The sequence below is a fragment of the Mycolicibacterium llatzerense genome, assembly GCF_025331195.1.
GTDB classification, from domain to species: domain Bacteria; phylum Actinomycetota; class Actinomycetes; order Mycobacteriales; family Mycobacteriaceae; genus Mycobacterium; species Mycobacterium llatzerense.
The window spans coordinates 97348-122820 of record NZ_LXOV01000001.1 but is presented as its reverse complement, the minus strand read 5'-3'; the positions used below and the strand labels follow the sequence as shown (position 1 = coordinate 122820).

Annotated in this window: 46 protein-coding genes; all 46 read left to right on the top strand. The window is 65.2% G+C overall.

Features of this window, described 5'->3' with window-relative positions:
* The first annotated feature begins 71 nt into the window (after positions 1–71).
* The 46 genes from A7G45_RS00850 to A7G45_RS00625 all read left to right on the top strand — a co-directional run bounded on the left by A7G45_RS00850 (position 72) and on the right by A7G45_RS00625 (position 25471).
* Entirely contained in the window at positions 72–335 is a 264-nt protein-coding gene (locus A7G45_RS00850; protein WP_260932450.1) for a helix-turn-helix transcriptional regulator, read from the top strand.
* A 56-nt stretch (positions 336–391) separates the two neighbouring features.
* The gene (locus A7G45_RS00845; protein ID WP_260932446.1) at positions 392–1240 is read left to right on the top strand and encodes a phage antirepressor KilAC domain-containing protein; all 849 of its coding nucleotides are present in this window, start codon (positions 392–394) and stop codon (positions 1238–1240) included.
* A gap of 85 nt (positions 1241–1325) precedes the next feature.
* A complete protein-coding gene (locus A7G45_RS00840; protein ID WP_260932444.1) occupies positions 1326–1517 on the top strand; it encodes a helix-turn-helix domain-containing protein in 192 nt (63 codons plus the stop codon).
* On the top strand, positions 1514–1819 hold the full coding sequence (locus tag A7G45_RS00835) for a hypothetical protein (protein ID WP_260932441.1): 306 nt from the start codon (positions 1514–1516) through the stop codon (positions 1817–1819). The genes A7G45_RS00840 and A7G45_RS00835 overlap by 4 nt, the downstream gene beginning before the upstream one ends.
* A 54-nt stretch (positions 1820–1873) precedes the next feature.
* On the top strand, positions 1874–2167 hold the full coding sequence (locus A7G45_RS00830; RefSeq protein ID WP_260932439.1) for a hypothetical protein: 294 nt from the start codon (positions 1874–1876) through the stop codon (positions 2165–2167).
* The gene (locus A7G45_RS00825) at positions 2164–2505 is read left to right on the top strand and encodes a hypothetical protein (protein ID WP_260932437.1); all 342 of its coding nucleotides are present in this window, start codon (positions 2164–2166) and stop codon (positions 2503–2505) included. The genes A7G45_RS00830 and A7G45_RS00825 overlap by 4 nt, the downstream gene beginning before the upstream one ends.
* Entirely contained in the window at positions 2502–2801 is a 300-nt protein-coding gene (locus A7G45_RS00820) for a hypothetical protein (RefSeq protein ID WP_260932436.1), read from the top strand. Before A7G45_RS00825 ends, A7G45_RS00820 begins: the two co-directional genes overlap by 4 nt.
* Positions 2798–3325 carry a LuxR C-terminal-related transcriptional regulator gene (locus A7G45_RS00815; protein WP_260932433.1) on the top strand — a complete coding sequence of 176 codons (528 nt, stop codon included), beginning with the start codon at positions 2798–2800 and terminating at the stop codon, positions 3323–3325. The genes A7G45_RS00820 and A7G45_RS00815 overlap by 4 nt, the downstream gene beginning before the upstream one ends.
* Positions 3322–4278 (top strand): YqaJ viral recombinase family protein, encoded by a 957-nt coding sequence (locus tag A7G45_RS00810; protein ID WP_260932430.1) that lies wholly within the window; start codon positions 3322–3324, stop codon positions 4276–4278. Before A7G45_RS00815 ends, A7G45_RS00810 begins: the two co-directional genes overlap by 4 nt.
* Complete coding sequence (locus tag A7G45_RS00805) at positions 4275–5339, top strand: recombinase RecT (protein WP_260932427.1); 1065 nt, start codon at positions 4275–4277, stop codon at positions 5337–5339. Before A7G45_RS00810 ends, A7G45_RS00805 begins: the two co-directional genes overlap by 4 nt.
* On the top strand, positions 5336–5986 hold the full coding sequence (locus tag A7G45_RS00800) for a molecular chaperone DnaJ (protein ID WP_260932424.1): 651 nt from the start codon (positions 5336–5338) through the stop codon (positions 5984–5986). The genes A7G45_RS00805 and A7G45_RS00800 overlap by 4 nt, the downstream gene beginning before the upstream one ends.
* A gap of 53 nt (positions 5987–6039) precedes the next feature.
* Positions 6040–6375, top strand: a complete 336-nt coding sequence (locus A7G45_RS00795) for a YfdP family phage-associated protein (protein WP_260932421.1) — start codon at positions 6040–6042, stop codon at positions 6373–6375.
* Between the two features lie 35 nt (positions 6376–6410).
* Entirely contained in the window at positions 6411–7253 is an 843-nt protein-coding gene (locus A7G45_RS00790) for a DUF2303 family protein (protein ID WP_260932418.1), read from the top strand.
* Complete coding sequence (locus A7G45_RS00785) at positions 7250–7489, top strand: hypothetical protein (RefSeq protein ID WP_260932416.1); 240 nt, start codon at positions 7250–7252, stop codon at positions 7487–7489. The genes A7G45_RS00790 and A7G45_RS00785 overlap by 4 nt, the downstream gene beginning before the upstream one ends.
* 139 nt (positions 7490–7628) lie before the next feature.
* A complete protein-coding gene (locus A7G45_RS00780; protein ID WP_260932413.1) occupies positions 7629–7877 on the top strand; it encodes a hypothetical protein in 249 nt (82 codons plus the stop codon).
* Positions 7874–8122, top strand: coding sequence for a hypothetical protein (locus A7G45_RS00775; RefSeq protein ID WP_260932411.1), 249 nt, complete (start codon positions 7874–7876; stop codon positions 8120–8122). The genes A7G45_RS00780 and A7G45_RS00775 overlap by 4 nt, the downstream gene beginning before the upstream one ends.
* On the top strand, positions 8119–10806 hold the full coding sequence (locus tag A7G45_RS00770) for a DNA methyltransferase (protein ID WP_260932408.1): 2688 nt from the start codon (positions 8119–8121) through the stop codon (positions 10804–10806). The genes A7G45_RS00775 and A7G45_RS00770 overlap by 4 nt, the downstream gene beginning before the upstream one ends.
* On the top strand, positions 10803–11366 hold the full coding sequence (locus A7G45_RS00765) for a hypothetical protein (protein ID WP_260932405.1): 564 nt from the start codon (positions 10803–10805) through the stop codon (positions 11364–11366). Before A7G45_RS00770 ends, A7G45_RS00765 begins: the two co-directional genes overlap by 4 nt.
* Positions 11363–11872, top strand: coding sequence for an ASCH domain-containing protein (locus A7G45_RS00760; RefSeq protein WP_260932402.1), 510 nt, complete (start codon positions 11363–11365; stop codon positions 11870–11872). The genes A7G45_RS00765 and A7G45_RS00760 overlap by 4 nt, the downstream gene beginning before the upstream one ends.
* Positions 11865–12209, top strand: coding sequence for a DUF4326 domain-containing protein (locus tag A7G45_RS00755; RefSeq protein WP_260932399.1), 345 nt, complete (start codon positions 11865–11867; stop codon positions 12207–12209). Before A7G45_RS00760 ends, A7G45_RS00755 begins: the two co-directional genes overlap by 8 nt.
* Complete coding sequence (locus A7G45_RS00750; RefSeq protein WP_260932396.1) at positions 12202–12531, top strand: hypothetical protein; 330 nt, start codon at positions 12202–12204, stop codon at positions 12529–12531. Before A7G45_RS00755 ends, A7G45_RS00750 begins: the two co-directional genes overlap by 8 nt.
* A 6-nt stretch (positions 12532–12537) precedes the next feature.
* On the top strand, positions 12538–13101 hold the full coding sequence (locus tag A7G45_RS00745) for a 3'-5' exonuclease family protein (protein WP_260932393.1): 564 nt from the start codon (positions 12538–12540) through the stop codon (positions 13099–13101).
* On the top strand, positions 13098–13391 hold the full coding sequence (locus A7G45_RS00740) for a hypothetical protein (RefSeq protein WP_260932390.1): 294 nt from the start codon (positions 13098–13100) through the stop codon (positions 13389–13391). The genes A7G45_RS00745 and A7G45_RS00740 overlap by 4 nt, the downstream gene beginning before the upstream one ends.
* 64 nt (positions 13392–13455) lie before the next feature.
* Positions 13456–13821 carry a hypothetical protein gene (locus A7G45_RS00735; protein ID WP_260932388.1) on the top strand — a complete coding sequence of 122 codons (366 nt, stop codon included), beginning with the start codon at positions 13456–13458 and terminating at the stop codon, positions 13819–13821.
* The gene (locus A7G45_RS00730; protein ID WP_260932385.1) at positions 13818–14300 is read left to right on the top strand and encodes a hypothetical protein; all 483 of its coding nucleotides are present in this window, start codon (positions 13818–13820) and stop codon (positions 14298–14300) included. Before A7G45_RS00735 ends, A7G45_RS00730 begins: the two co-directional genes overlap by 4 nt.
* Positions 14297–14611, top strand: coding sequence for a hypothetical protein (locus tag A7G45_RS00725; RefSeq protein ID WP_260932382.1), 315 nt, complete (start codon positions 14297–14299; stop codon positions 14609–14611). The genes A7G45_RS00730 and A7G45_RS00725 overlap by 4 nt, the downstream gene beginning before the upstream one ends.
* Positions 14608–14733 carry a hypothetical protein gene (locus A7G45_RS00720; protein ID WP_260932380.1) on the top strand — a complete coding sequence of 42 codons (126 nt, stop codon included), beginning with the start codon at positions 14608–14610 and terminating at the stop codon, positions 14731–14733. Before A7G45_RS00725 ends, A7G45_RS00720 begins: the two co-directional genes overlap by 4 nt.
* Positions 14730–15053, top strand: coding sequence for a hypothetical protein (locus A7G45_RS00715; protein WP_260932377.1), 324 nt, complete (start codon positions 14730–14732; stop codon positions 15051–15053). Before A7G45_RS00720 ends, A7G45_RS00715 begins: the two co-directional genes overlap by 4 nt.
* Positions 15050–15427, top strand: coding sequence for a hypothetical protein (locus A7G45_RS00710; protein ID WP_260932373.1), 378 nt, complete (start codon positions 15050–15052; stop codon positions 15425–15427). Before A7G45_RS00715 ends, A7G45_RS00710 begins: the two co-directional genes overlap by 4 nt.
* Positions 15424–15744: a WhiB family transcriptional regulator gene (locus A7G45_RS00705; protein ID WP_260932371.1), complete on the top strand. Its 321-nt coding sequence runs from the start codon at positions 15424–15426 to the stop codon at positions 15742–15744. Before A7G45_RS00710 ends, A7G45_RS00705 begins: the two co-directional genes overlap by 4 nt.
* Positions 15745–15867: 123 nt before the next feature.
* Positions 15868–16152, top strand: coding sequence for a hypothetical protein (locus A7G45_RS00700; RefSeq protein ID WP_260932365.1), 285 nt, complete (start codon positions 15868–15870; stop codon positions 16150–16152).
* A complete protein-coding gene (locus tag A7G45_RS00695; RefSeq protein ID WP_260932362.1) occupies positions 16145–16336 on the top strand; it encodes a hypothetical protein in 192 nt (63 codons plus the stop codon). Before A7G45_RS00700 ends, A7G45_RS00695 begins: the two co-directional genes overlap by 8 nt.
* Entirely contained in the window at positions 16329–17120 is a 792-nt protein-coding gene (locus tag A7G45_RS00690) for a hypothetical protein (protein WP_260932359.1), read from the top strand. Before A7G45_RS00695 ends, A7G45_RS00690 begins: the two co-directional genes overlap by 8 nt.
* A complete protein-coding gene (locus A7G45_RS00685; protein ID WP_260932357.1) occupies positions 17113–17487 on the top strand; it encodes a hypothetical protein in 375 nt (124 codons plus the stop codon). The genes A7G45_RS00690 and A7G45_RS00685 overlap by 8 nt, the downstream gene beginning before the upstream one ends.
* Positions 17484–18878, top strand: a complete 1395-nt coding sequence (locus A7G45_RS00680; protein WP_260932353.1) for a hypothetical protein — start codon at positions 17484–17486, stop codon at positions 18876–18878. The genes A7G45_RS00685 and A7G45_RS00680 overlap by 4 nt, the downstream gene beginning before the upstream one ends.
* A complete protein-coding gene (locus A7G45_RS00675) occupies positions 18875–19126 on the top strand; it encodes a hypothetical protein (protein ID WP_260932350.1) in 252 nt (83 codons plus the stop codon). The genes A7G45_RS00680 and A7G45_RS00675 overlap by 4 nt, the downstream gene beginning before the upstream one ends.
* Entirely contained in the window at positions 19123–19518 is a 396-nt protein-coding gene (locus A7G45_RS00670; RefSeq protein WP_260932346.1) for a hypothetical protein, read from the top strand. Before A7G45_RS00675 ends, A7G45_RS00670 begins: the two co-directional genes overlap by 4 nt.
* Positions 19519–19993: 475 nt before the next feature.
* Positions 19994–20656 (top strand): hypothetical protein, encoded by a 663-nt coding sequence (locus A7G45_RS00665; protein ID WP_260932328.1) that lies wholly within the window; start codon positions 19994–19996, stop codon positions 20654–20656.
* Entirely contained in the window at positions 20656–20943 is a 288-nt protein-coding gene (locus A7G45_RS00660; RefSeq protein ID WP_260932325.1) for a hypothetical protein, read from the top strand. Before A7G45_RS00665 ends, A7G45_RS00660 begins: the two co-directional genes overlap by 1 nt.
* Positions 20940–21302, top strand: a complete 363-nt coding sequence (locus A7G45_RS00655) for a hypothetical protein (RefSeq protein WP_260932323.1) — start codon at positions 20940–20942, stop codon at positions 21300–21302. The genes A7G45_RS00660 and A7G45_RS00655 overlap by 4 nt, the downstream gene beginning before the upstream one ends.
* Positions 21299–21661, top strand: coding sequence for a hypothetical protein (locus A7G45_RS00650; protein ID WP_260932318.1), 363 nt, complete (start codon positions 21299–21301; stop codon positions 21659–21661). The genes A7G45_RS00655 and A7G45_RS00650 overlap by 4 nt, the downstream gene beginning before the upstream one ends.
* On the top strand, positions 21658–22071 hold the full coding sequence (locus A7G45_RS00645; RefSeq protein ID WP_260932315.1) for a hypothetical protein: 414 nt from the start codon (positions 21658–21660) through the stop codon (positions 22069–22071). Before A7G45_RS00650 ends, A7G45_RS00645 begins: the two co-directional genes overlap by 4 nt.
* A gap of 359 nt (positions 22072–22430) precedes the next feature.
* Entirely contained in the window at positions 22431–22781 is a 351-nt protein-coding gene (locus A7G45_RS00640) for a hypothetical protein (RefSeq protein ID WP_260932312.1), read from the top strand.
* On the top strand, positions 22781–23143 hold the full coding sequence (locus A7G45_RS00635; protein WP_260932308.1) for an HNH endonuclease: 363 nt from the start codon (positions 22781–22783) through the stop codon (positions 23141–23143). The genes A7G45_RS00640 and A7G45_RS00635 overlap by 1 nt, the downstream gene beginning before the upstream one ends.
* 195 nt (positions 23144–23338) lie before the next feature.
* Positions 23339–23812, top strand: a complete 474-nt coding sequence (locus tag A7G45_RS00630) for a phage terminase small subunit (protein ID WP_260932305.1) — start codon at positions 23339–23341, stop codon at positions 23810–23812.
* A 6-nt stretch (positions 23813–23818) separates the two neighbouring features.
* Positions 23819–25471, top strand: coding sequence for a terminase large subunit domain-containing protein (locus A7G45_RS00625; protein WP_260932302.1), 1653 nt, complete (start codon positions 23819–23821; stop codon positions 25469–25471).
* Positions 25472–25473: the final 2 nt, after the last annotated feature.

The window sequence follows — 25473 nt, the reverse complement described above, 5'->3', positions numbered from 1 at the left end:
CACGCTGAAAACTGGGAGGCAACATGATCCGCGCAAGACGCAAACCGCCAGTACTGAGGAGGGATTGCTGGATGGAAGTCCGCGACCCGGCTGCGATGAGACGGGCCCGCAAGGAGAAGCGCTATTCGCAGCGCGACCTCGGGCACCTCGTCCGGCGCACGCAAACCACGATTCACAAGATCGAGACTGGCCAGCTCAAGAACATCTCCGAGGACCTCGCGCTCGCACTTGCCGGCCGCCTGGACCGCCATTGGGAGGACTTGTTCATCGCTCATGACGAAGTCCGCGTGCCCGCTGTGTCAGCGGTCTGCGCAGACGGTCGACGGCCCGCCTAAGCAAAAGCCCCCACCCGGCGAGGGGTGAGGGCACCGACAACGAGAGGAAAGCTCGAATGTCTGACCTGACATTACCGGCCGCAAGAGCCGAGCGTGATGAGCTCGCCGGCCACACCGACGTGCTGGACAAGGTGGGCGTGCTCCGCTGCTTGCCCGACGACATGCACGTCACTACCACCGAGGCCGCGACGTTCTACGAGGTCGACGTCGAGCTGGTGCGCTACCACCTGAAGGCCAACCGCGACGAGTTCGACTCGGACGGCTACCGCGTCGCCAACCGCGCCGAATTTGAGAGTGAGTTTGGCTCCCTCTCAAGTCTGGACCCGCGGGCACGATCTGTCGGGCTGTTGCCGCGTCGCGCGGTGCTCAGGCTAGGGATGTTGCTCCGCGACTCCATCGTCGCCCGCCAGGTCCGCGACTACCTCCTCAACGCCGAGCGCGAATCTCCGGCTCGTGAACTCACCGAAGACGAGAAGCTGTTCGAGGCCTTCCAGATTCTGCGCGGCCGCAACGAACGTCTGTCGATCGACAACCAGCGCATGGCCGACAAGATCGCCGAAGACGCTCCCAAGGTCAACTATGTCGAGCTGTACGTCGCCGACACGGACTGCTTGAAACTTCGCACCGTCGCCGCGAACAACAACGTCGGCGAGGAATGGCTGCGCGACCTGCTCGTCGACAAGGGCTGGATCTACGTCGAGACCGAGCGGCGGTTCTCCGAATCCAAAGGCTGCGTGGAGATTCGGCGCCGCTACTCGGCGTACGCGCACAAGCGGTCGTACTTCAAGCCGATCGAAACCCACGAAGCTCCGCGGTTCAAGGGTGAGGTCATGCACACCCTCAAGATCACCCCGAATGGCGCAGAGGCCATCGCCCGTCTGGTCGCGCGCGAGGCCGCGGCGTGACCTACTGCTCGTCGCCGCAGCCGAAGGTTCAGCATTTCCCGAAGCCGAAACGTCCACTCTACGAATCGAAACCAAGGAGAAAGCCGTGACGGCATCTATCGCCATGCGTGGCCTCTACGACCGCGATGCCGCGGCCGAGTACCTGTCGACCTCGCCTCGCCACATCGACGATCTGCGGCGCGGCGGGAAGTTGATCGCGGTGTTCGAGGGTGGGAAGAACAAGTTCCCGCGCGAGGAGCTGGACCGCTACATCGACGGTTTGAAGGAGTCGGCGTGATCGGCTGGCTCGACCGGCTGCTGACTTGGTGGATCAATACTGTTTGGCCGCTGGATGATTCGGTCCGTGGTGGCCGCGATGCCGCGGCTGACGCGCAGGCGGTCCGCGAAGAGAACGAGCTGATCGACTTCTTCCATGCTGGCCCTGGTGTAGTGCCAGGGCCTGGTCCCGGGGCGGTGAGCGCCGGACTTCCCCCTACGGCGCCCGCCCCGGGACCACCACTCAGCGACTACGGCATTCCGCCGTGCAAGCGGGTTCGGCTGGACCGGGTCACCGCTGCCGCCAACAAGTTTCAGAGATAGGTAGGCCCGCGCCAGCTGCAACCTGGCACGGGCCACGACACAGAAGGGATCCCCATGTCATCAACCAGAGTATCAATCCGCATCGAGCCAGGTGACGAACAATTCTCCGCGCGCGAGTCCGGCAACTACTTCGCTGACGACCTTTCGCCGGTCGCTGACGACACCGAGATCGGCATCGATCTGGGCGGGGACGTCACCGCGTACATGACTGTCGGACAGTGGAAGGCGCTTGTTGGCGCGGTCTTCCTTGGCATCGAGTCGATTCCGGCCAAGCGTCAAAAGCGGCTCGAGCGTGAGCAGCAGCGCCGCGCCCGTGCGACTGAGCGCGTACCGGCGGTGCCCGCATGATCCGCAAGGCGATGGTGTTTCTCGGCCTGGTCGTCTGCTGGCTGATCCCGATGGTCGCCTTCCTGGCGCTCCCGGCGCGCGCTGATACGCCGTTCGTGATGTGCCCGAGCGGGCGTGCTGGCGTCGCCACGGCGGTCACCAGTTGCGCGTTCGCCGACAACGTCCGTCGCGGCTACTTCAGCCAGGGGAGTGGCGAGGTCATCGCCTACAGCCCCGTCACGGGCGGCCTATACGACATGTGGTGCCAGCCCGGCTACCGCGCGGCGTTCAGCGATGGCGCCGTGGTGACCTCGGCGCTGTGCGTCGGCGGCAGCAACGCTGCGGTGGTGGTCTGGTGAGCGCGATGACCAAGGCCATGGCGCCATCGGCCCACGAGCTGTCGCAGGCGGTCGGCGCGGCAATCGCCATCGTGGCGGCTCATGACCACAGGTCGGTTGACCCCGCGAGCGTCGTCACTTTCACCTTTAAGTGCGGTGAGGTCCACGCCGAGTTCCTCACGGCCGTTGTCGGACTGGAAGTTCGGCTTCTCGATTTCGACGCCGACTGCGAAGAGATATGGGCCGACGTCGACCGGCAGCTGTCCAAGTGGCACGAGGAAATCTGGTCGGACTACGAGCTGGTGGAGGCGGCGTGATCGAGCAGACATCAGAAGCGATACGAGACCGCCGCGCACGCATCCAAAAGATGGCGGCCGAAGGGGCGACCAGCCAGGAGATCGCCGAGGTGATGAACATCTCCGAGCGTACGGTCGAGCGTCACCGCACAGCATCAGGCATGAAGTCGCCGCGTCGTGACTACCGGATCAACACCACGGGCGAATACTGCCCAGTCTGCAATCGCCGCGTCGGCGCAACCACACTGAGGTACAAGGCGCACAAGACAATTCCGGCCGGTGATGATCTGTGCTCGAACAGTCTGATGCCGCTTCAGGTCGTGGAGGGCACACCACAGACCCACGACCGTCGATGCAAGCAAGTGGCGCTGCTCGCCGCGAGCATCCAGGACGAGAACCCGTTGCATGTCGACCGTTACCTCACTGGGTTGTCGGCGCACGAGGTCCAGGCCATCGCCATGTACGCGCTCGCCGCGATCGATCTGGACCGCATCCAGCGTGAGTTGTGGCCCGACTGGACCGAGTTGCTAGAGGTCGGAGCGTGACCGCCATCAAGCCCGGATCGCCCGAGTGGCTCAAGATCATCACACCGTCGAAAGTGCCGTCGATCCTTGGTGTTTCGCGGTGGAAGTCTCAGCGTGAACTGTGGCTGGAAATGGCCGGCATCATCGAGCCCGCGCCGATCTCCGAGGCCAAGCAGGACGATTTCGACTATGGCCACGCCGTCGAACTGGCCGCCCGCGAGTACTGGCTGTACAAAGCGAACCGCGGGCTGGAGGACGGCAAGGGCTGGCGGCTCTCGCGCGGCGAGGTGCAGTACAGCGATCCGGACCTGCCGTTCGGCAACCTGGCGACCGTCGACCTCCGGGCGTCGATCGGCAGTAAGCGCCGATGCGTCGAGGTGAAAAAGGCGCGCTCGCTCGAAGAGTGGGGCGACGACGGTACCGGCGTGGTTCCGCAGGACTACGCCGCGCAAGTCATGACCCAGATGCTCATCACCGGATGGCACGAACAGGCCGATCTAGTTCTGTGGCCGCAATTCGGCATGCCGCGCATCTACGTCATCGAGTGGGACCAGGACGTTGCCGACTGGATCGTTGAGCAGTGCGTTGCGTGGACTGAGTCCCTGGCGGCGAAAGAACCGCCGCCGCTCGATGATTCGGTGTCCTGCTACGAGGCCATCCGGCGTCTGCACCCGGACATCGACGGCAGTGAGGTCGAGGTGCCGCCGGCGCTGGCGCGTGCGGTCCTCGACTGGCACCGCGAAGCCGACGGCGCCGAGAAGCGGTTGCGCAGCCACAAAACCGAGCTGCTCGAACTGATGGGCAACGCGAAAACCGCCGTCTGCGACGGCATCAAGATCGCCGGCCGCCAACCGGGCACGCGCGGCGCCGTGTCCCTCGTCATCGCCAAGAAGAACTTCGAAGCGCTGTTCGAGCGTTACCCGTACCCCGAACTGAGACCCATTACCGACGAAGAATTGGAGATAGTTGAATGACAACCGAAATCGCCACGGCTACAACGACAACGCTGGCCATCGCCGACGACCAGACCGAGTTCACCCCGGCGCAGATCGCCGGACTCAAGCAGCTCGGCATCGACGACGCCAGCACTGGCGATCAGCAGGTGTTCTTTCACACCGCGAAACGGCTTGGGCTGGACCCGTTCCAGAAGCAGATCTACATGATCGGGCGCAAGACGAAGGTCGGCGGCTACAACGGCGAGCCCGAGCGATGGGAAACGAAATACACGATTCAGGTCAGCATTGACGGGTTCCGGGTTACCGGTCATCGGGTCGCGCGCCGTGAGGGTGTCGGCCGACCAATCGCACACCGCCAGTTCTGCGGTCGCGACGGCATCTGGCGTGACGTGCTCATCGAGGATGGTCCGCCGGTCGCCGCGAAATGCATAATCACCTGCGGCGGCCAGGTATTCGCGGAGGCTGTCGTCAAGTTCGCTGAGTACGTCCAGACGACGCGCAACGGTGACGCGACCGGTCAGTGGCGCGACAAGCCGATGACGATGATCGGCAAGTGCGCCGAGGCCGCGGCGTGGCGCTCGGCGTTCCCGCAAGACTTCTCGCAGGTCTACGAGCCCGCCGAGTTCCACGAGGTGATCGACGGCGAGGTCGAGCCGGTCCGCGTGCGTTCGGAGCGTGCCCGCGGTGTCGACGCGCTGCGCGAGGCTGCAGCGTCCGCTAAGGCAGCCACCGAGTCGGATGCCACGAGCATGGAAACGGCCAGCGCTCAGCTGCCTGAGGGGCGCGACGCTGCGGCGGCCAAACTGTCGGCTGCTGCGCGCAAAAAGTGGGTCGACCGACTCGTCGATCTGTGGGCGCAGGCCGACGTCGCCGACCCGGGCGACCAGTTGACCATCGCGACCGCGATTCTCGACGGCCGACAGATCGACCCCAGCGCGGAGATGCCCGACGAGGACCTGAAGGCCGTCGTCAACAAACTGAACGACTGGGCCAAGAGCGACAAGACCGAGGACCAGGTTCGCGAAATCCTCAACGCCGCGGCACTCGTGGCGGCCAACGCGGAGTCCCAGGAGTCATGACGGACTATCCGGATCGGATGACGTTGCGGCCGTTGGTGTCGTGGACGTATCCGGAGACACGGGATCGCGGCCGGTCACCGTTTTCGGCGACGTGGTCGGCGACGCTGGAGCTGCTCGATCGCGAGCTGTTCCACCTGAAGGACGGCAACTGGAGCGGGAACGCGCCGAGCGTGCTGCAAATCGCGTTGCGCGAGCAGGATTTCCGCAACGACGGCATGCCCCGCGCGAACGCGGTGGTGTCATTCCCGGGCGTGGTCCTGCACATCGAATCCAGCAAGGGCCCGCTGTCCTACCCGTGCGACAAGTTCACCCGCTGGCAGGACAACCTCCGCGCCATCGCACTCGGCCTCGAAGCGCTCCGGAAGATCAGCCGGTACGGCATCACGCCGGGGGATGAGCAGTACGCCGGATGGCGCGCCATCCCGCAGCAGGCCAGCGGTCCAGCGTTCACGGTCACGAGCGCCGAGGCATACCTGCGCAGCGTGGCCGGCGAAGCAGACGAGCCGTCCCTGGGGCTTGAGACGCGGGCGCAGGTGTATCGGCGTGCGCGCCGCAACACCCACCCGGACCGCAACGGCGGCGATCAGTCGCAATGGGACCGCGTCGAAGCCGCCGCCGACTTCCTCCGCGCAGCGGGCCGCCTCTGATGACAACCCAGCAGCACGAAACATCAACCGTCACAACCCGAAAGGAACCAGCAATGCCCGAACCCGAATCCACCGAGGCCAGCACCGAACTACAGCCCGGTGACGTCACCGACTTCCTCGTGGTGCTCGCCCAACTGAACAAGGGCAGAACCCAGGTCGAGGCGACGAAGGCGCTGCACGAGGTCGTCGAGGCGGCGCTGGCGACCGAGAAGAAGGGCGGCTCGGTCACCTTGAAGATCAAGGTCGAGCCGCTCGAATCCGGCGCGGTGTCGCTGATCTCGGATGTCTCCTGCAGCCCCGCGAAGGACCCCGCCGGGACCATCTTCTTCGCCGACGGCGAGGGCACCCTGTCGCGCGATAACGCCGGCATGTTCTACGGCAACCACTGACCACCACACCACCAACCCGACAAGGATTAAAACGCATGTCCGACAACACCATTGAACTGCCAAACCACACCGTCGAACTCATCGACGAGCCCGCCGCCGACAGTCCGCTGTACCTGGCGACCGCGAACGCCGCGCACAGCCTCGAGCAGCTCGTCATCGACGTCCGCAAGGAGGCGCCGGACGCATTCCCGCCCAGAACTGTCCCCGAGCGCGTCGTGACTGACCAGGACTCGTTCGCCGCCGAACTCGAACGCCGAATGCTGATCGAGGGCGTCTCGACAGTGTGGGGAAACCGTCAGCGCGGCGAAATCACCGCCATCTACGACGAGCTCAACCCTGACGCCGGGGAGGAGTATGAGCGCCGGAATGACCGGCTGACGCTGCGGTTCGTCGATGACCCCGACTGGACCACCCTGTTCAACGCTGCTGACGCCAAGTGGCACGGCCAGGAAGCATTCGGCGACCTCATCGAGACCGCCGGCCACCTCATCACCAGCCACCCCGCGGCGGAACTGATGGAGATCATCGACAGCATCCGCGCCAGCTCGAAGGGATCATTCGAGTCTCGGATCAACCGCGCCAACGGAAGCCAGAACCTCACCTACAGCGAAGAGGTCACCGTCCGCGGCAAGACCACCTCGTCGACCAAAGACATTGAGGTTCCCAAGGAAATCGTCTTCGCCGCGCGCCCGTACGAGGACTACCCACTGATCTCGGTGACCTGCTGGCTACGTCTGAACATCAACCAGGGCAACCTCGTGCTGGGCCTGTTCCCGCAGCCATACCAGCACCTCGTGCGCGACGCGTGGAAGGTCGTCGTCGGCGATGTGTCCGAGAAGATCGGCGCCAACATCTACGCCGCGAACACCGGCCGATGAACCCGACAGTTGGGCGCATCGTCCACTACCAAAGCTACGGCACACCCGGTGGTGAGCACCCGTCGGAGCCGGTCGCCGCAATAGTCACCGCGGTTCACGAGAACGACGTGGACCTGTGCGTGTTCTATCCGAATGGCTTGTCGTTCAAGCAGCACGTTCGGCAAGCCGTCGATCCGCTCTCGGTGCCTGATGTCACCTATTCGCGCTCGGGGCACTGGAATTGGCCGCCGCGGTGAATTGCAAGCACTGCCACCAGCCGGTCGTGAAGTTTCCGGGCGGCTGGTGGCACATCAAACCCGCGCAGACATATCGGGCGTGCCGCGACGAAGCAGGCCGGTTGATCGGTAGCACGCTGGCCGAACCGGAGACCCCAGCATGACCGTCGTCCTCGAGCTTCGCGCGCTGCGGCCCGCGTCCGGGCCCGAGCTGGAGACCCGGGCGCGGTGCCAGGACGACGGCCACCCCGTCGGCGCCGTGCACCCGTACTGGTTCGCCGGTGAGCCCGGCTCGTTCTGTCACTGCGGCCGCGTCATCTACCGCGGCAACCTACCGATCGTGCCGTGGCCGCGGCCACCCCGAAACCCAACTGTCAGACCGCTTCACGCACTGAAGGACCACCCATGAACGCAACTGAGGACGGTGTCGAGCCTCTCGGCGAAGCCCCCGAGATGCCTGCCGCACCGAAATTCCCTGACGTGCAGACGATCACGTACTACAAGGCCCAGTGCACGAGCTGCGGCAAGGCCGACTTCTACGAGTGGACGAGCGCCGAAGAGGCGCACAGTGAAACCATCGGGCGCGAGGGATGGCTCCGACACATCGAGTCGGGCGAGCTGCTCTGCACCGACTGCCAAGTCGGCCGCGCATGAGCGAACTTCATTGGCGCCGGTCCACCTGCGCGTGCGGACATACAAAGCTTGGTCACGACGCCGTCGACCGTCGCTGCGGCGTATGTGGCTGCCCGGAATACCGGCTGAACTACACCGAGTTCGTCGCCGCCAAAGCGCGCTTCGAAAACACCTACGGCCACCAGGTGGCCGACACAGACGTTCACAAGATGCTCAAGCCACACCAGCGGGACCTGGTGCGGTGGGCCGTCTCCGGCGGCCGACGCGCGATCTTCGCCGCGTTCGGCCTCGGCAAGACGGTCATGCAGCTCGAGGTGCTGCGTCTGACGCTCAAGGCGCACTGTGCGGCCAACGGCGACCGCGGTGCTTGTGCTCCTGACCGTCCGAACCCGCCCAGCGTGATGGCGCTGATCGTGTGCCCGCTCGGCGTGCGACTCGAGTTCATGAACGACGCCAAGAAACTCGGCCTCACCGTCCGGTTCATCCGATCGACGGCCGAGCTGCTCGCGCCAGGCGGGAGCGGGTACGCGGACATCTACCTCACGAACTACGAGTCGGTCCGTGATGGCAAGGTCGACGTCGACTGGTTCACCGCGGTGTCGCTCGATGAGGCATCCGTGCTGCGGTCATTCGGTTCGAAGACGTACCAGTCGTTCCTGGACCTGTTCTCCGCAGTGCCGTACCGGTACGTGGCGACCGCAACGCCGTCACCGAACCGGTACAAGGAGCTGATCCACTACGCCGGATACCTCGGCGTCATGGACACGGGGGCCGCCCTCACGCGGTGGTTCCAGCGGGACTCCACCAAGGCCAACAACCTGACGCTGTACCCGCACAAGGAGCGCGAGTTCTGGTTGTGGCTCAACACTTGGGCCGCGTTCGTGCAGTCACCGGCCGACCTCGGTCACGATGCGACCGGCTATGACCTGCCCCCGCTCGAGGTCCAGTGGCATGAGGTCGACCCACCTGCGTCTGAGTTCGGGTTCGAGAAGGATGGCCAGGGCCAGCTGGTGCGCGGCGTCTCGATCGGCCTGGCCGAAGCCGCCGGCGAGAAGCGCCGCACACTGCCCGTGCGGTTGGCCAAGCTGATGGCCATCGTCACCGAGCACGCGGGGTCCGATGATGGCCAGATCGTCATCTGGTGTGACCTCAACGACGAGCAGCGCGAGATCGAAAAAGCCCTCGCCGCTGTCGGTTTGAGCTTCTCGTCGGTGTACGGATCGCTGGACCCCGACGAGGTGGAGCGGCGGCTGGCCGACTGGAAGAACCGGGACACCTACGCGCTGATCGGCAAGCCTGTGATGCTCGGCCAGGGCATGAACCTGCAACAGGCCCACGTGTGCGTGTACATCGGCATCACGTTCAAGTTCAACGACCTGATCCAGTCGCTGCACAGGATTCAGCGGTTCGGTCAAACCGACCCGTGCACAGCGCATCTCATCCACTCCGAGACCGAACGAGAAGTCGTCCGCGTCATCAACCAGAAGTGGTCCCAGCACAAGGAACTGACCAGCACCATGACCGACGTCATTCACGAGTATGGGCTTGACCCGACGAAGATCAGCGAAGCGCTGCAGCGGTCGATCGGCGTAGACCGCATCGAAGCATCGGGAGACCGATGGTTGGCGGCCAACAACGACTGCGTGCTGGAAACGCAAGGCATGGAGTCAGATTCGGTTGACCTGATTGTCACGTCCATCCCGTTCAGCAACCACTACGAGTACACGCCCAGCTACAACGACTTCGGCCACACCGACGACAACGACCACTTCTGGCAGCAGATGGACTACCTCACGCCGGAGCTGCTGCGCATCCTCGCGCCCGGGCGTATCTACGCCTGCCACGTCAAGGATCGCATCCTGTTCGGCAACGTCACCGGCGCCGGCGTGCCCACCGTCAGCCCGTTCCATGCCGAAGCGCTATTCCATGGACGCAAGCACGGCTTCGACTACCTCGGCATGATCACCGTCGTCACCGACGTCGTGCGCGAGAACAACCAGACCTACCGGTTGGGCTGGTCCGAGCAGTGCAAGGACGCCACCAAGATGGGGGTCGGGTCACCGGAATACGTTCTGCTGTTCCACAAGCCACAGACCGACCGCAGCAAAGGGTACGCCGACACCCCGGTCACCAAGTCGAAAGACATCTACACGCGGGCCCGGTGGCAGGTCGACGCGCACGCATTCTGGCGGTCGTCCGGAGACCGGCTGCTGACCACCGGCGAGCTCGCCGGACTCAAGCCGGACCAGCTGTCGCGCATCTTCACCGAGCAGACGCTGCGGGAGGTGTACGACTACGAGTCGCACGTGAAGATCGGCGAGCAGCTCGACGGCCGCGGCGCGCTGCCCGCCACGTTCATGTCGCTCGCGCCCGGGTCCTGGTCACCTGAGGTATGGCACGACGTCAACCGGATGCTGACGCTCAACACGACGCAATCTCAACGCGCGCAACAGCTTCACGTGTGCCCGCTCCAGTTCGACATCGTTGACCGGCTGATTGCACGCTTTTCCAACCCGGGAGACCTGGTGTTCGACCCGTTTGGCGGCCTGATGACGGTTCCCATTCGAGCGTTGAAGGCCGGACGCCGCGGCCGTGGCGTCGAACTCAACCCCGGCTACTACTTCGACGGCGTGAAGTACCTACAGGCCGAGGAACGCCGCCGAGAGATGCCATCGCTGTTCGACGTCGAAGAGGCGCTGGCGTGACCGGCCGCGATTGTCTGGCCATGGTTCGTGAGGCGATCGAAGCCCTGTCAGATGACCAGGTGCGCACCATCGTCGAGACGGTGTGGACGTGGAAGACCGGCGTCCCGCCGAGCGGCAGCGTCCGGTATGGGCAGCAATACCGGTCGCATCCGGTGAGTAATGCACTCGGCGCGATCACCGCCCAGCCGGCGCAGGCGCTGCTGTTTTCCGGCTGGTTCAAGCAGAACGGCAGCACGGGCAGCGAGACAGCGCCGCACCCGCTGTCGGATCCGCTGGGCACGCTCACCGGCCGCGACACCACGGCCGTCCTCGCGGCGGAGTGGCGGGCCATGCTCGCCGATCTCAGGCTCGAGGACTGCTACTTCCGGATGATGGCGGCGCACGAGATCGGCCGGGGCTGTGGCTTCGACGTCGACTTCGTTGAGCACAAGGGCACTTTCATCGTCTGGGGGAGCGACCGCGACCAGACCGACGGCTTCGGCAACGCAGTCAGCCCCGCCGTCGGCACGTGGGCCGGCAGCCGGCTCCGTGCCGCACTGCACGGTGAGGTGGCAGCATGAGGGCCCTCACTGTGCGCCAGCCGTGGGCGTGGCAGATCATCAACCAGCGCAAGAACATTGAGAACCGGACCCGTAACATCGCCGGCAAGTACCGCGGGCCCGTGGCCATCCATGCGGGTCTGGCGCCGGACATGGAAGCGTTGCGGCGCCTGCCACGACGTGCGCCCGAATGGGTAACTGAGCCGCGGGTTTTCGACTACGGCGTGTTCCTCGGCGTCGTCGACCTGGTCGAAGTGCACGAAGACAAGCCGTTCGGTGACCGCTCGGATTGTGGCCCGCAATGCGGATCGTGGGCAGAGCCCGGCGTCTGGCACCTGATGCTGGCCAACCCGCGCCCGATCCCGCTGCACAAGCAGTTCAAAGCCCGCGGCCAGCTGGGCCTGTGGACCCCGTCGCCGGAGGACCTCGAGCAACTGCAGGCGGCGATCGCCCCGACGATCACCGTCGGCGGCCACACGCTGTCGTCGGTCCTCACCTCGCGCCCAGGCTGGTGGACCTGTGCCTGAACGAATCCAGCGCAAGCGCACCGCAGGCTGGCGGATGCCCGACGGCGCCGTCTACGTCGGTCGGCCGACCCGCTGGGGTAACCCGTGGACGGTCCACGTCCATACCGCCCGCTGTGACGGTGACGAGCACCCGTGGTGCCCGGTGCACATCGCCGACGACCGGGAGGGCGCGGTCCGGCACTTCCGGCACGCCGTGCTCTACCCGCTCTCAAACCAGCCTGCCGTCCCCACGCCCGACGAGATACGGGCCGAGCTGCGCGGCCGCGACCTCGCCTGCTGGTGCCCACTGGACCAGCCCTGCCACGCCGACATCCTCCTGGAGATCGCCAATGCCTGACCTGCACGAAACGCTCACCGCGGCACGCGATTCCGTGCTCGACCGCGTCGATATGGCGAAGTACTGGCTGCGGAACGCCGGCCGACCGTACCCGCCGATCGAGGTATTGCGCGCCACAGCGGTCTTGGGCCTCAACAGCAACCCGACCATCACCGCCTACACCTTCGAGAACGGCGTCGAGCACCGCCACGACGCCAACCCGTTCACAAAGGTGATGGCCGCGTTCGCCCAGCTCGCCGACCAGATGAACAAGTCCACGGACCGACTGCGCGACTTCTTCCAAGCCCTAGCCGACCACGCCAACGCCAACAGAAAGTCCTGAAACACTATGAGCGACATCGTCTTCCTCGACACCGAGACCCTTGGCCTCGACCCGCAGGCACCTATCTGGGAGTTCGCCGCCATCCGCGTCCGACCCTGTTTCCCTGTCGAGACAAGAGAATTCACCATCAAGCACCAGGCCGCCTACTGGGTGGACAGGATGGAAGGTCAAGGACCGAAGGGCGCGGCGTTGGCCGCGGACTACCGCGCACGCTACAACAAGGCGCACGCGCTGACCGAGGCCGAGGCCGCCAAAGAGATCCACGCCATCACCAAAGGTGCTTGGGTCATCGGCTGCAACCCTGGCTTCGACCTCGACTCACGGCGTCTCGATGATCTGTTGCTGCGCAACGGAATCGAACACGCCTGGCACTACCACCCGGACGACATCAGCTCGATGGCGAAGGGGTGGCTGGCGGCCGCGGGCCGACTGCCCGCGCCGCCGTGGTCATCGGATCAGCTGTCACTCGCACTCGGTGTAGACCCGGCCAAGTTCGCGCGGCACACCGCCATGGGCGACGTTCGCTGGGTCATGGCCCAATACGACGCCATCACCGGAGGCAACCGATGAGCGCAGACATCAGCGACCTGGCCGACGTCATCGAAACAGGTTGGCCACCCGTGCAACTCGTCGCCTGCAAGCTGTGTGGCGTGCTGCTCTGGGACGCCCCCAGCCACTACCGACACGCGCACTCTATCGCCTGCGTTGTGGATGGCTGCCAGGAGACGTTCATCCGGCGGGCGGAGCTCAACGCGCACTCGCGCGAGCATCACCTCGAGCCGAACCCATTCGGTGTCGGCAATCGATATCCCGGCGTCGATGACAGCGGTGACTTCAAATGGCACTTGGTGATCTCATGACCGCCGAATCCCTTGTCGCCTGGCGTAACCGGCGCCGCCTCAGCCGAACCGCATGGAGAATCCGATGAGCGAAATCGATGACCGCGAGCGCGGTCTCTACCGCAAATACGAGCTGTACCGCGTCAAAGAGGATGACTCCGGCAACGTCCGCGAGCACTACCAGGTGACGGACCCGTTCTTCGTGCTGCGCTACACCACCGACCCACACGCGGCCGTCGCGCTGAAGGCCTACGCCGACTCATGCGAGCACGACTACCCGCAGTTGGCCGCCGAGCTGCGCGAGGTACTGCGCGGCCGGCCGGAATGCGAGTGCGATGAGCCGGCGTGCATGTTCTGCGATATCCACGGCGAGACCGGCAACCGCGACGGCGAGGACGACTGCCGCTGCAACACCGTTGACGGCAACTGCCCCGAGCACGGTCCCCGATGAGGCGGCGGATCGCGCGCACGCTCGTCTGGCTGGCCAATCAACTCGTACGCGGCGACGACTCGCCAGCCGTGTGGCCGCTGTACCGGCCCGTCGACACCCACATAGCGGGCATCGGCGACCACGAATTCGCCTGCGGCGCATACAGCTACGAACATCTGAAATCCCTCGTGGAGCAGGACGGACCCGACGGTTTCGGCTCAACCGCCACGATCAGATGGCTGATCAGCCCCGAAGGCTGGGAGCCGCTTGAGGACATGCCGCTGGCTGATCTGAAGGCCCTCTTCGCCACGAGCGGGATGGGCGTCCAGCTGCTTCCAGAACCGAGCTACGCGACGGCTGCCCCGCGAGCACCGCGGCTGACGATCAGCTTCGAACCGCGCGACGTCTGGATCGGATGGTTCTGGGACCGCCGGCCCGACGGCGTCCACCACTACCTCTGCCCACTCCCATGTCTCGTCATCCACTGGAGAACCAAATGACCGTCGAAATCGGCGATTCGTACGAGCTCGCGCAGGCGGTCCGGAAGTGCATCGCGGGCATATGGGACCAGCTGGCCGACGTGTTCGACTGGCTCGCTCCTGGTATGAGCGAGGGCCTGCGAGCGATGCTCCTGGGTGTCCAAGACACCCTGGAGAACTGGGTCTACGCAACCGCGATCTACGGAACAGCTGGGGCCGCAACAGAACTCGACTACTACACCGACGCGCCGCGGGTGCGGACGTGGCAGCACTGCCGCAAGGGCCTTATCACCGGCGCGATCGTCGGCGAAACTCCAGACGGGTATGGGTGACGATTCGCCTGGAGGGCGACCATCGGCTGACCTACTACTGGGAGGCATATCGCGGCCACACCCACACTGACGGCGCCACCGTCACCGTGCGCCGCGAGTACCTCACGGAGGTCGCGCGATGACCGCCGATGACCTGATCGCCAATGCGAGCGACAGCCTGTTCGCGCCGGAGTCGGTCCAGGACGTACGCAAACGGCTGGCCCGCATCGAGTCGGCGGGCTGTCCGTGCGTCGAATCGGATCATCTGAACGCCCTGCACGACTTGGCTCACCACGACGTGCCGGTCCTACTCGGCGTGATCGAGGCGCAGGCCGTCGAGAACGAAACTCTCCGCGGCGCAATCGAATCCATCCGCCAAACCATCAACGCCAGCCTCGGCAAGCCGCTCCACCACCTGGTGCGCGATGTCGTGGCCGCCATCGAACGAATCGAGACGAAATGAGCTGGGCCATCGGCTACGACGAGAAGTGGAAGCGCGACGTCGGGTACGGCGTGCCGGCGAAGTGCGACCACCCGGACTGCCCCGAACTGATCGACCGCGGCCTCGCGTACGTCTGTGGTGACGAACCGTACGGCGGTGAGCACGGTTGCGGCCTGTTCTTCTGCTCTGGTCATCTGTCGTTCAAGGTCGACGAGCTGGGCGGCATCGCGGGCCCGCAGCAGTGCGAGAAGTGCGCTGCGGGGAAGGAGCCGTTCACCGCTAAACCTGATGTGCCCGAGTGGATCAACCACAAGCTGGCCGACCCGAGCTGGCAGCAGTGGCGCGACGAATACCCCGAAGAGGTCGAGAAGATGCGGGCGGCGGTGGGCCAGTGAGCAGCCTCAGCGTCACCTTCACCCGCCGCGCCGCGATCCGCGACCAGAGATGGCGCGACCACGCCGCCTGCCGCGGCGCCGACCCTGAGCTGTTCTTCCCAGCACCGCCGCCCGCAGGCCGCGGCAAAGCGGTACGCGAGGCCATCGCCAAGGCCGAAGTTGCCGCCAGGGAAGCCAAAGCCATCTGCGCCTGCTGCCCAGTGCGCCTCGAATGCCTGCGCGACGCAATGGAATCCGGCGAGCAGGGCATCCTGGGCGGCCACACGCGCGCCGAACGCGAAGCGCTGAAGGTCCTGAACGCATCGAAGGCATCGTGAGCGACCCGCGGATGACCGCCCTTTTCACCCCTGCCCAGCTGCGCGGCATGGGCCGCTGCACCGAATGCGGCTGGGCGCCAAGAGAACAGGGCCACCGGCCCGACTGCAGTGAGGAGGATTCGGATGACTGAATCTGACGATCCGTCGACCTATGCTGCTGCCGTTGCAGCAGAGGCTATCCGCGATTTGCCGATGCCGTACTGGGCCGCGCGCGGCGACAAGCCGAGCTTCCGCGATGAGACCGAGTACGGCATTGAGGTTGGCAGTGGCTATGTCCACGGCATCGGCGACGAGTTCGCCGCGCAGATCGAGAGCCTTCCGGACTACGCCGAGGGCCGCATCGTCACTCGGAAGGTCACCTATGGCCCGTGGCGCTACGTGATCCCCGAGGAGTTCGAAGATGACTGAGCGCGACTGCGCGTGCCCGAACACGCTGCACGACCATCCGCTACCGCCGCGGTACGTGGCCGCGTCCAACGAGGCAGATGCCCGTCTCGAATCCGGTTGGCGCAACGTGCAGTGCCCCGACTGCCACCTCTACGGATGGAAGCCACCAGCCCGGACAACCAGACAGGAGCCCAGCGATGGCTGAGCGGCGCGCCCCCGGCTTCAACATCCCCATCGACTTCTACGACGGCGCGGAAGTGAATTCGATCTCGAAGCGCATCCGGGCCGCCGCTATCGGCGTATGGGCGTTGGCTGGGAACTACTCAGCAACCAAGTTGCTCGACGGGTACGTCGGGCCGGAGATGCTGAAAATGTTCGGCTGCACACCGGCGATTCGGGCTGCTCTGCAGGCGACGATCAACAACCGGGGCGAGCTATCTCCGCTGTGGGTAGACGCTAGGAGTGGTGGAGTTCAGCTCACTAATTGGCCGAAGTGGCAGCGTACTAACGACGAAGTTACGGCCTACCGACAGAGTGAAGCCGACCGTAAGAGAGCCGCACGAAAAGCCAAGGGCAACAGCAAGACCAGCGTAAATGGTGAAACGTCCGGGCGGACAACTGCCGGACGTCCGCAGGATGTCCCGCCGGACCATCGCGACCCTAAGACAGAGACAGAGACAGAGACAGAGACAGAGTCTTTTCCAGTGGTTACTTCTGGAGGGGGAGTCACCCCAGCAGACGCGCACGACTCCCGCCCCCATTGCCCCGACCACGCCGAAAACCACGACGGCCCCTGCAAGCGCTGCGAGCGCCGACGCAAATGGGACGAGCAACACGAAGCCGACGTCCAACGCGACGAACTCGAACGCAAACGCCGCCTCCGCGAGATCGCCGCCAACTGCGAGCACTGCCACGGCACCAACGTCATCGAGGTCGGCAACAACGCCGTCCGGAAGTGCGACCACGGACAGGAGCCCGACGATGCCTGACCGCTACGGCGAGGACGACGACCCGGTCCTGGACTTCGACTCGCGCCGCAAGGCCCGCCAGACCGCCGCCGCAGTCGAGGCTGCCGAGCGGCAGCGCGAGCGCCTTGGCGAGACCCGTGCCGTCCACGCCCCGATGACCAACGACCAAGCCGCCATCGCCCGCCAGCACCGGCACACCGTCACCGAGCAGGCCGAGAAGCGCCGCAAGGAAACCCGCATCGCCAACTGCGGACTGTGCGACGACGACGGCTACCGCGGCCCCGTCGTCTGCGACCACGTCGACCGGGCCGAGACCACCCAGCGTGGCCTCGCCAAATGCCACGAAGTACTCGCCCAGATCGCCGCCAAGAAAGGCACCACCCGATGACCCACTCGTGCATCGCCAACACCGCCTGCCGGGCCGCCGTCATCGAGGACGGTGCCCGCCGGCCCGCGTACACCGAGCAGCCCGACAGCCTGTGCGACGGCTGCGCCGACGGCTACGGCGACGACATCCGACGCCTCCCACGCGACTACGCGCTGCTCCGCGCCACCCTCGGCGAGCGGCGCCGCGCCGACGGCGCACCCGTGCACTCGACACCGTCCCCGGTGGTGCTGATCGACTCGACCAGCGACCGCCTCATGACCGAGATCGTCGAATGGGCCCGCTTCGCCGCTGATCGCGTCTCAGACGCCCTGAACACCGATCTGCCGGACGGTGCCCGGAAACTGGCCAGTTTGCGCCTCGACGGGACGCTCAGCCCGCCGGAAGCCGGGTCCCTGGCCGACCGCCAGCACGAACTCACCAAGCCACCCGAGCACCAGCGCCTCGCCGCGTACCTCGCAATCGTCGAACCCCACATCGACCTCCTCGCCACACTGCCCGTCGAGGAAGTCAAGGTCTGGGCCCAACCCAAACGCTGCGACCGGCACGCCGAGCAGGTCGCCACCGCCACCCGCATGCTCGAGCTCGCCCGCGACGCCCGCATCCGCGCCGAGATCACCGAGGCGACGGATGCGCTCCAGGCCGCCTACACGGCGGCCGGCGCCTGCGACGACTGCTGCGGCTGGGACCCACACCCCAAGCACGGCCAGGCGCGTCAGGAGATGCACGTCAGCGGACTCGACGTCCTGCAGCGGCTCGCCCGCCAGCACCACCTCACGCGCCAACACCTCGGCCAGACGAAACTCCGCTACCGGTACGCGATGCCGTGCCCGAACTGCGGAGCGTCGATCGGCCGCGACGACGGCGCGACCATCGCCACGTGCGAGAACGACGAGTGCACACCGAAAGGCCCATCGTCGTGGACTGAGCGCGAATACCAGCTACTCGCAGGCATGGTCGGCGACGAAGAACGACTCAAAACCACCACGAAATGGCTTCTCGCAGAAGCCTATGCACGCCTCGACATGGTCAACGGAGTCCTCTCGAAACTGGTCGGCGACTCCATCATGGACATGGCCGGCGCCGGAACGATCATCCTGCAGTCGCTCACCGCAGTCATGGACGGACACGAGTCGGCCGACAAACGCAAGATCGCCACCGACAAAGACACCACAGCACTCCGCCAGCTCGACCAGGACGCCTGGGCGTGGAAACGCGAACCGCGCTACGAGAAGCCAAAGCGCAAGGTACGCAAGAAGACCGAGGAAAAGCCCGAGCAGCGGATCGCGCAATCCTCACGGTCAACGATCACCGACACTATCGATGCTCAACCGGGCCGCAATGAAAACCATTGCCCCGAATGCAAACTCGTCCACGCAGGAGAATGCGCATGAGCCTTGGGCCGTACTTCTCGCCATTCTTCGATGTCCCCGAACTGGACGACCGACAACGCGTCGCAGACGACGCCATGCGCAGGCTGCACACCGTGATATCAGAGGCGATGGACCACGAAATCGCCGAGTGCCAGAAGGGCGAGAAGTGGAGGCGCCGAATCGAATTCGTGGCCAAGGTGGCGCTGGCGGTATTCGTCATCGTCATATTGCTCGCCATCGTCGCCGGAATCTCAGGAGTCATCGCATGACGATCAACCCGATATTCGACGACTCCCGATGGACACTGACACCGCCCTGCTACTGCCCGACATGCACAACCGCGCGACGGCAGTCGATAGCCGACTACATGAGCCTGCTCGAAGACGTGTCCCTGACCATCATCTACAACCGATGGCCGCCCGCACCGCCGACACCGAACCTCCCGGCCCGGCGCAAATGGATCGCACGCCGCAGCCGAATTGTCGTGAACGGCAAGACCATCTACCTACGCGGTTGGGAACTGATCTCGCCGTCCGGTCATTGTCGGTGGTACGGCAGTCGCGCCGAAATCGCTTACTACGCACGTGCTGCCCGCATGGACGAGATGAAGCGCGTCATGCTGCAGGCTCTCGAACTCATCGGAGTGGAGCTGATCGGATGACCGACATCATCGACCGCATCGACGAGAGACCAGCGCGAGCCGCCAACGGCGAAGGCCGGCGACCTTGCGTCGTCGAAGGATGCGACAGTCCCAGGGTTGGCCGGGGCCTGTGCTCCATGCACTGGCAACGGGCGAAGCGCCGCGGAGGCGATCCGGGACCGGCTGGCCGCGTGCGTCGCAGCCACCCCGGGATCACCTACACCAATACTCACGACCGTGTGCGCCGAACGTGGGGTTCCGCATCGCAGTATTCATGCGTGAATTGCGGTGAACCCGCGCGCGATTGGGCGTACGACGGAACAGATCCGACGCAGATGTACCTGCCCAATCACAATGACACCGGATGGCATTTGTGCTCCATGTGGCCGGAGTTCTACATGCCCATGTGCCGGCGCTGCCATAACCGGCGCGACGGCGCGTTAGCCAAACAAGACCTTCACGAATACCGACTAGTCAAATATGGGAATGCACCATGATGAGCGACGTTCTCCGACTTTGCGATGAGATCGACGAGCTCATCGACGAGCAGCTCGCCGCCGGCGAACCCGAAAACGGATGGGACTACGGCGACCCCGATTACCCAGAATGCCCGCACTGTGGCCGAGATTGGCACGGCCTACCGATCAACCGATGGGGATACGCCGCCGTGATGTGCGAGGGGTCCACCTTCATCGGTCCGATGCAAGACCCCTGGGTCCTCCGGCCACGCCGCGAGATCGATATCCGCATCGTCGTCGACCACCAAGAGTCCTGGATGATGCGCCGATACCGCGAGCACATGGAGTACCTCCAGACGATCCTCGTATGGCCGACGTGGCAAATTCCCGACAACCCGTTCGACACCAGCCAGTGGTGGACCCAGCCGGAACCCGAGTGCCCCGGAGAACTGGCTGACATCACCATCACCTTCGGACCACACAACTGGGGTCCGACGGTTCAGAAGGTCCCCGCTCGGGGTTCTCGTTGGACGGGTTGGCCTACTGCGCCGAATCCGCTGCCGCAACTGGTCGACCAGCACTGGGACGAATTCAACGCGCCTGATAACCCGCTTCCAGAGCACCCAGGATTCGACTTCAGCAAGTACGCCAGCCCCGACCAGCCCTGGGTCGTCGCACCGAACCGCCGAAACCGACGCTGATGGCCACGTTCCCATTCCGCGGCTGCCCGAAAGGCAACCCGAATTGCAAGGGCCACCGCCACTTTCGTGGCGGTGGATTCCACGACGGCGCAACCGAATGCGCCGAGAAGATCACCGCCGACGAATTCCCCGACCTCATCGGACTCGGCCACGGGGTACCCATGCGCTCCTGGTACCGAATCTACCGCGCCAAAAGCCACGGCGCCGAAGTCACCTACCAATTCGTCGGCCACGGCGATCACGGCCCAACCTCCAAACCCGGCAACGCGAAAGGCCAACCCGCGTGAGCAGAGCAGACCAAGCCCAAGCCGTCGCACGCTCCTACCGCGCCGCACTCCAAGACATCGCCGCCGGCCGATCCAACAACCCCGCCGCCGACCTCCACATCCTCGACGAACGATGGAAGAAGGAAGGCATCACCTGGCTCACAACCGCGCCCATCCCCGCCGAACCCGACGAATGGATGAGCGCCGCCGACATCGCCCAATACGTCGGCCGCACACCGAAAGACATCTGGAACTGGGCACACCGCACCGAGACCACCGGCGTGCAGCAGAGACCCGGGCCAGACGGCGCACCCGAATACAACGTCCAATCCGTCGTCGACTACTGGCGCCGCCGCACCATCAGGAACATGAACCCGTGAGCACCCAACCGGACAACTTCGCGCTGTACCACTGGGCACCCACCACACGACGCGGACAGATCAACCGCTACGGGCTACGCCCCGGCTCGCTGTCATCCGACCGACTCTGGAAACCGCCCTACGTGTGCCTCGCAGACGGCCCGCTGCTCGCATGGAACCTCATCGGCCCATACCGCCCACACATCCGCGACTGGGACCTATGGTGGACCAACGGCGCCGCCGTGTTCCCGTACGAAACCATCCCATGCGACAACGGCGACATACGCGAATATCGCGTCTACCACCGGATATACAAGCGCGACCTCTGGCTTGTCGGATCGCGCATCAACGAGCACCACAGTCAGGAGTCCAAGCGATGACCTGCCCGATCTGCGGACACGCGACGCACACTGGCCGGTGCACCCACCAGCTCACCGAAGAAGTACCCAGCCACCTGCAAGGACTGATCCTCACCACCACCGTCACCGCCGACCAATGCCGATGCGGACTCGTCGACTCACTCGCCGACCTGTTCAACGCCGACGGCAACCCTGCATCTGCCGCTACCCGCTTCACGAGGCGTACACCGAACTGCCCTGTGCACGGACTCGACGCGATGGCCGCCAACAAGTGCCAGCACATGATGCTGAACCAGAACGCGGCCGGCGACATGCTGGAGTGCAATGACTGCGGCGAACTACTGCCCGACGAAGGCGACGACTACGGCTGCGAAACATGCGGACACGAGGCGCACTTCTCCGGTCCCTGCGCGTGCGGCTGCGACGACTGATGGACACCATCGTGATCATCCTGATGGCGCTCGGCGTGCCAGTCGCTTCGGTTCTGTACGCGTGGCGATGGGTGTTCACCACCGAGGAAGAGCAGAGCGATGAGTGACACGAATACCCAGTTGAGTGCGCAAGTCACTGCTCATGAGTAGTATCTGCCGTAAGCACCGCTATGCCCCGACCGGGACATGGCGGTTTTTTCTTTCCCGGGCCCGGCAGCGGGAAACGCACCACGGCCTTTGAGCGGGCCGGCGCCCAGCAGTCCACAAGCCGCAGCTCAGCGGTGCAACGCTCGAAATGCGCGCGCAAGGGCGGGACTGCCACTGTCGACCAAACCTCACACCAGCCAGCGGAGGCGACCATGGCCAAGAGCGAATCACCCACCGTCGAGGTCAAGGTCGTACCCGACACGTCCGAGTTCGCTGCCATGCTCGCTCAGCAGCTGGACCTAGACGATCCGATGGCGAAGGCCATCATCGCAGCGCCACCGGATGAGACACGCATCATTGCCCGCGTCGGGGATCAATGCTTCGTGCTCCACCACTGGACCGTCGTCAAGGTCGAAGCTCGACGCGTCCTGAACGTCAGCTGGACACCGATCGACAGCGACATTGTCGACGCGCGAGTGAACCGCGAACCACGACGCGTCCAAATACACTGGCGCCCAACGCGGTTGTTCAGCCTCATCCGGCCCAAGCCTCCAGTAGCCTGATGCCACGCGCGCCGCGCCACTGCCCAGGCGACCGCGGCAACTGCGACAACCTCATCACCGGCAGCCAGCGCTACTGCGACGACCACGACCAACCATGGCAAGGTCGAACCACCGGCCAAGGCTCAACACGAGCCACCCGCAAGGCCCGCGAGGACTGCCTCGCCAAGGCCAAGTACCTGTGTCAGTTGAACCATCCCGGCTGCCTCGGGCGGGCCAACGAAGCGCACCACCTCGACGGCGTCGCGGCGACCGGGCGCACCCGTGCTCAGGCCGTTGACCGCGGCCGGCTCGTCGCCGCGTGCCGGCCATGCCACGACGTCGAGACGGTCAAGCAGTCCACCGCCGGTCGCGCAACGCCCTGACCTGCGGAAACGCTGCGACCCCCAGGCCCTCCACCCTCCCCCCGGGGGCCCAGGGGGACACCGCTACGCACTGTGAAAAATGCTCTGTACGCTTCCCGGAACTTTCCCGGGGCCGGGTTTTGGGTCGGATTCGACTGCCGCGCAACAACTTTCCCGACATGGGAGCCACTCATTTCCTGACATAGGAGCCCCCGCATGCCTGCACACTCGAAGGACCCGTCCGTCCGCCAGCGAAGGAACAAGACCGCCACCCGGTCGACTCTGCGGAAGAACGAGAACCCCGAGGTGCCCCCGCTGCCGGCGGGCACGCACTGGTATCCGCAGGTGCAGGAGTGGTGGACTCGGTTGTGGTCGTCGCCGATGGCCAACGAGTGGACCGAGTCGGACATCGACGCCCTGTATTTGGCGGCCCGGTTGCAGCAGCAGTTCTGGAATCCGCGCACGAACGTCAAGGTGCTGAAGGTGCTGTCGACGGAGATTCGGCAGCTGATCGAACGGTGCGGGTTGACCCCGATGTCGCGGCGGTCGCTGCAGTGGGTGTTGCCGCCGGACGACGAGGACGACGAAGACACCGAGTCCGGGACCACGCGGAAGCCCGCGGCGAAGAAGGCAGCGCCGAAGAAGGCGGCCGACCCGAGGGCGCGCTTCAGGGTCGTCAGCGGCGGCTAGAGCCGCATGGACCTGATCGTCCCGCCGATCGAGGACGAGTTCTACCCGACGCTGGGTGATCAGGTCTGTGACTTCTTGGAGGAGCGCGCGTGCTTCGGCCCTGGTGACCTCAAGGGCCAGCCGCTGGTTCTGGACGATGACCGCCGGTTCATCATCCACCGCGCCTACGAGGTGTGGCCGGAGGGACATCGGCGAGCGGGTAAACGCCGCTGGAAGCGGATCGCGATGTCGGTCCGCAAGGGCGCCGCCAAGACCGAGCTCGCCGCGCTGATCGCGTTCGCGGAGCTGCATCCCGAGTCGCCGGTGCGGTTCAACGGGTTTGACGAGGATGCCGACTTCGGCCTGGCACAGGGCCGGCCGGTCGTCGATCCGTACATCCCGATGCTGGCCAACGCGAAGCTGCAGGTCGAAGAACTCGCCTACGGTGCGCTGAAGCTGATCTGCGAAGAGTGCGTCGACGCGGACCTGTTCGACCCTGGTGCTGACCGGATCATTCGCCTCGATGACCGCGGGCGCGCCGACGGCAAGGCTGTGCCGCTGGCGAACTCGCCGGACTCGAACGACGGCGGCCGCACGACGTTCCAGTGCTTCGACGAGACCCACCGGCTGTACCTGCCGTCGGAGCGCGGCGCCGTGGTGACGATGGAAGCCAACCTCGGTAAACGCGTCGCACAGGACCCGTGGTCGATGTCGACGACGACTGCCGGTGAGCCGGGCCAGAACTCGGTCGCCGAGACGGACCATTTCGAGGCCGAGGCCATGAAACGGGGCGAGATCAAGCGGCCGCGCATGTGGTACTTCCATCGGCAGGCGTCCGACGGCTGGGACATGAACGTCTTCGAGGATCGCGTCGAGGCGATCCGGGAGGCCTCCGGCGACGACCTCGCGGCGCGCACGGACTTGGAGGACCTGGCGTCCCAGTGGGACATTCCGGGCGCCGACAAGCCGTACCTGGAGCGCGTGTGGACGAACCGTTGGACGCAGCAGGGCGCGTCGGCGTTCAACCAGCGCCGGTTCAAGTCGCTCGGCCTGCCAGGGGAACTGATCCCGCGTGGGGCGTTCGTCACGCTGGGCTTCGACGGCGCCCGATTCCGGGACTCGACGGGCCTGGTTCTAACCGACGTCCGAACGGGCATGCAGCAGAAGCTGTTTCTTGAAGAGAAGCCGACGGACGGCGCGGACGATTGGGAAGTCAGCGAGGACCTAGTCGACGCTGCGGTGCGGCAGGCGTTCAAGAGTTACCGGGTGTTGCTGTTCTACGCGGACCCACCGTTCTGGAACTCGACCGTCGGCATTTGGTCGGCACGGTACGGGGAAAGCAAGTACACGAAACGCCCTATCGTCCAGGAGTTTTGGACGAGCAGGCAAGAACGCATGATCCGGGCCATCCAGGCATACCAGGATGCGATCGCATCAGGTGCGTTGTCGCACAACGAGGACGACGACGGCGACCTGGTCCGGCACGTCGGCAACGCCGGCAAGAAGCTGCTCAACCGGCAGGACCCAGAGACGGGTCAGTTCCTGTGGATCCTCGGGAAGCTGCACAAGGACCGGAAATTCGACCTGTGCATGGCCGCGATCTTGTCGTGGCAGGCCCGGATGGACGCATTGAAGTACCTGCCGAAGAAGCGGCCTGGTCGAGTTCAGAGAGTGAGGTGATC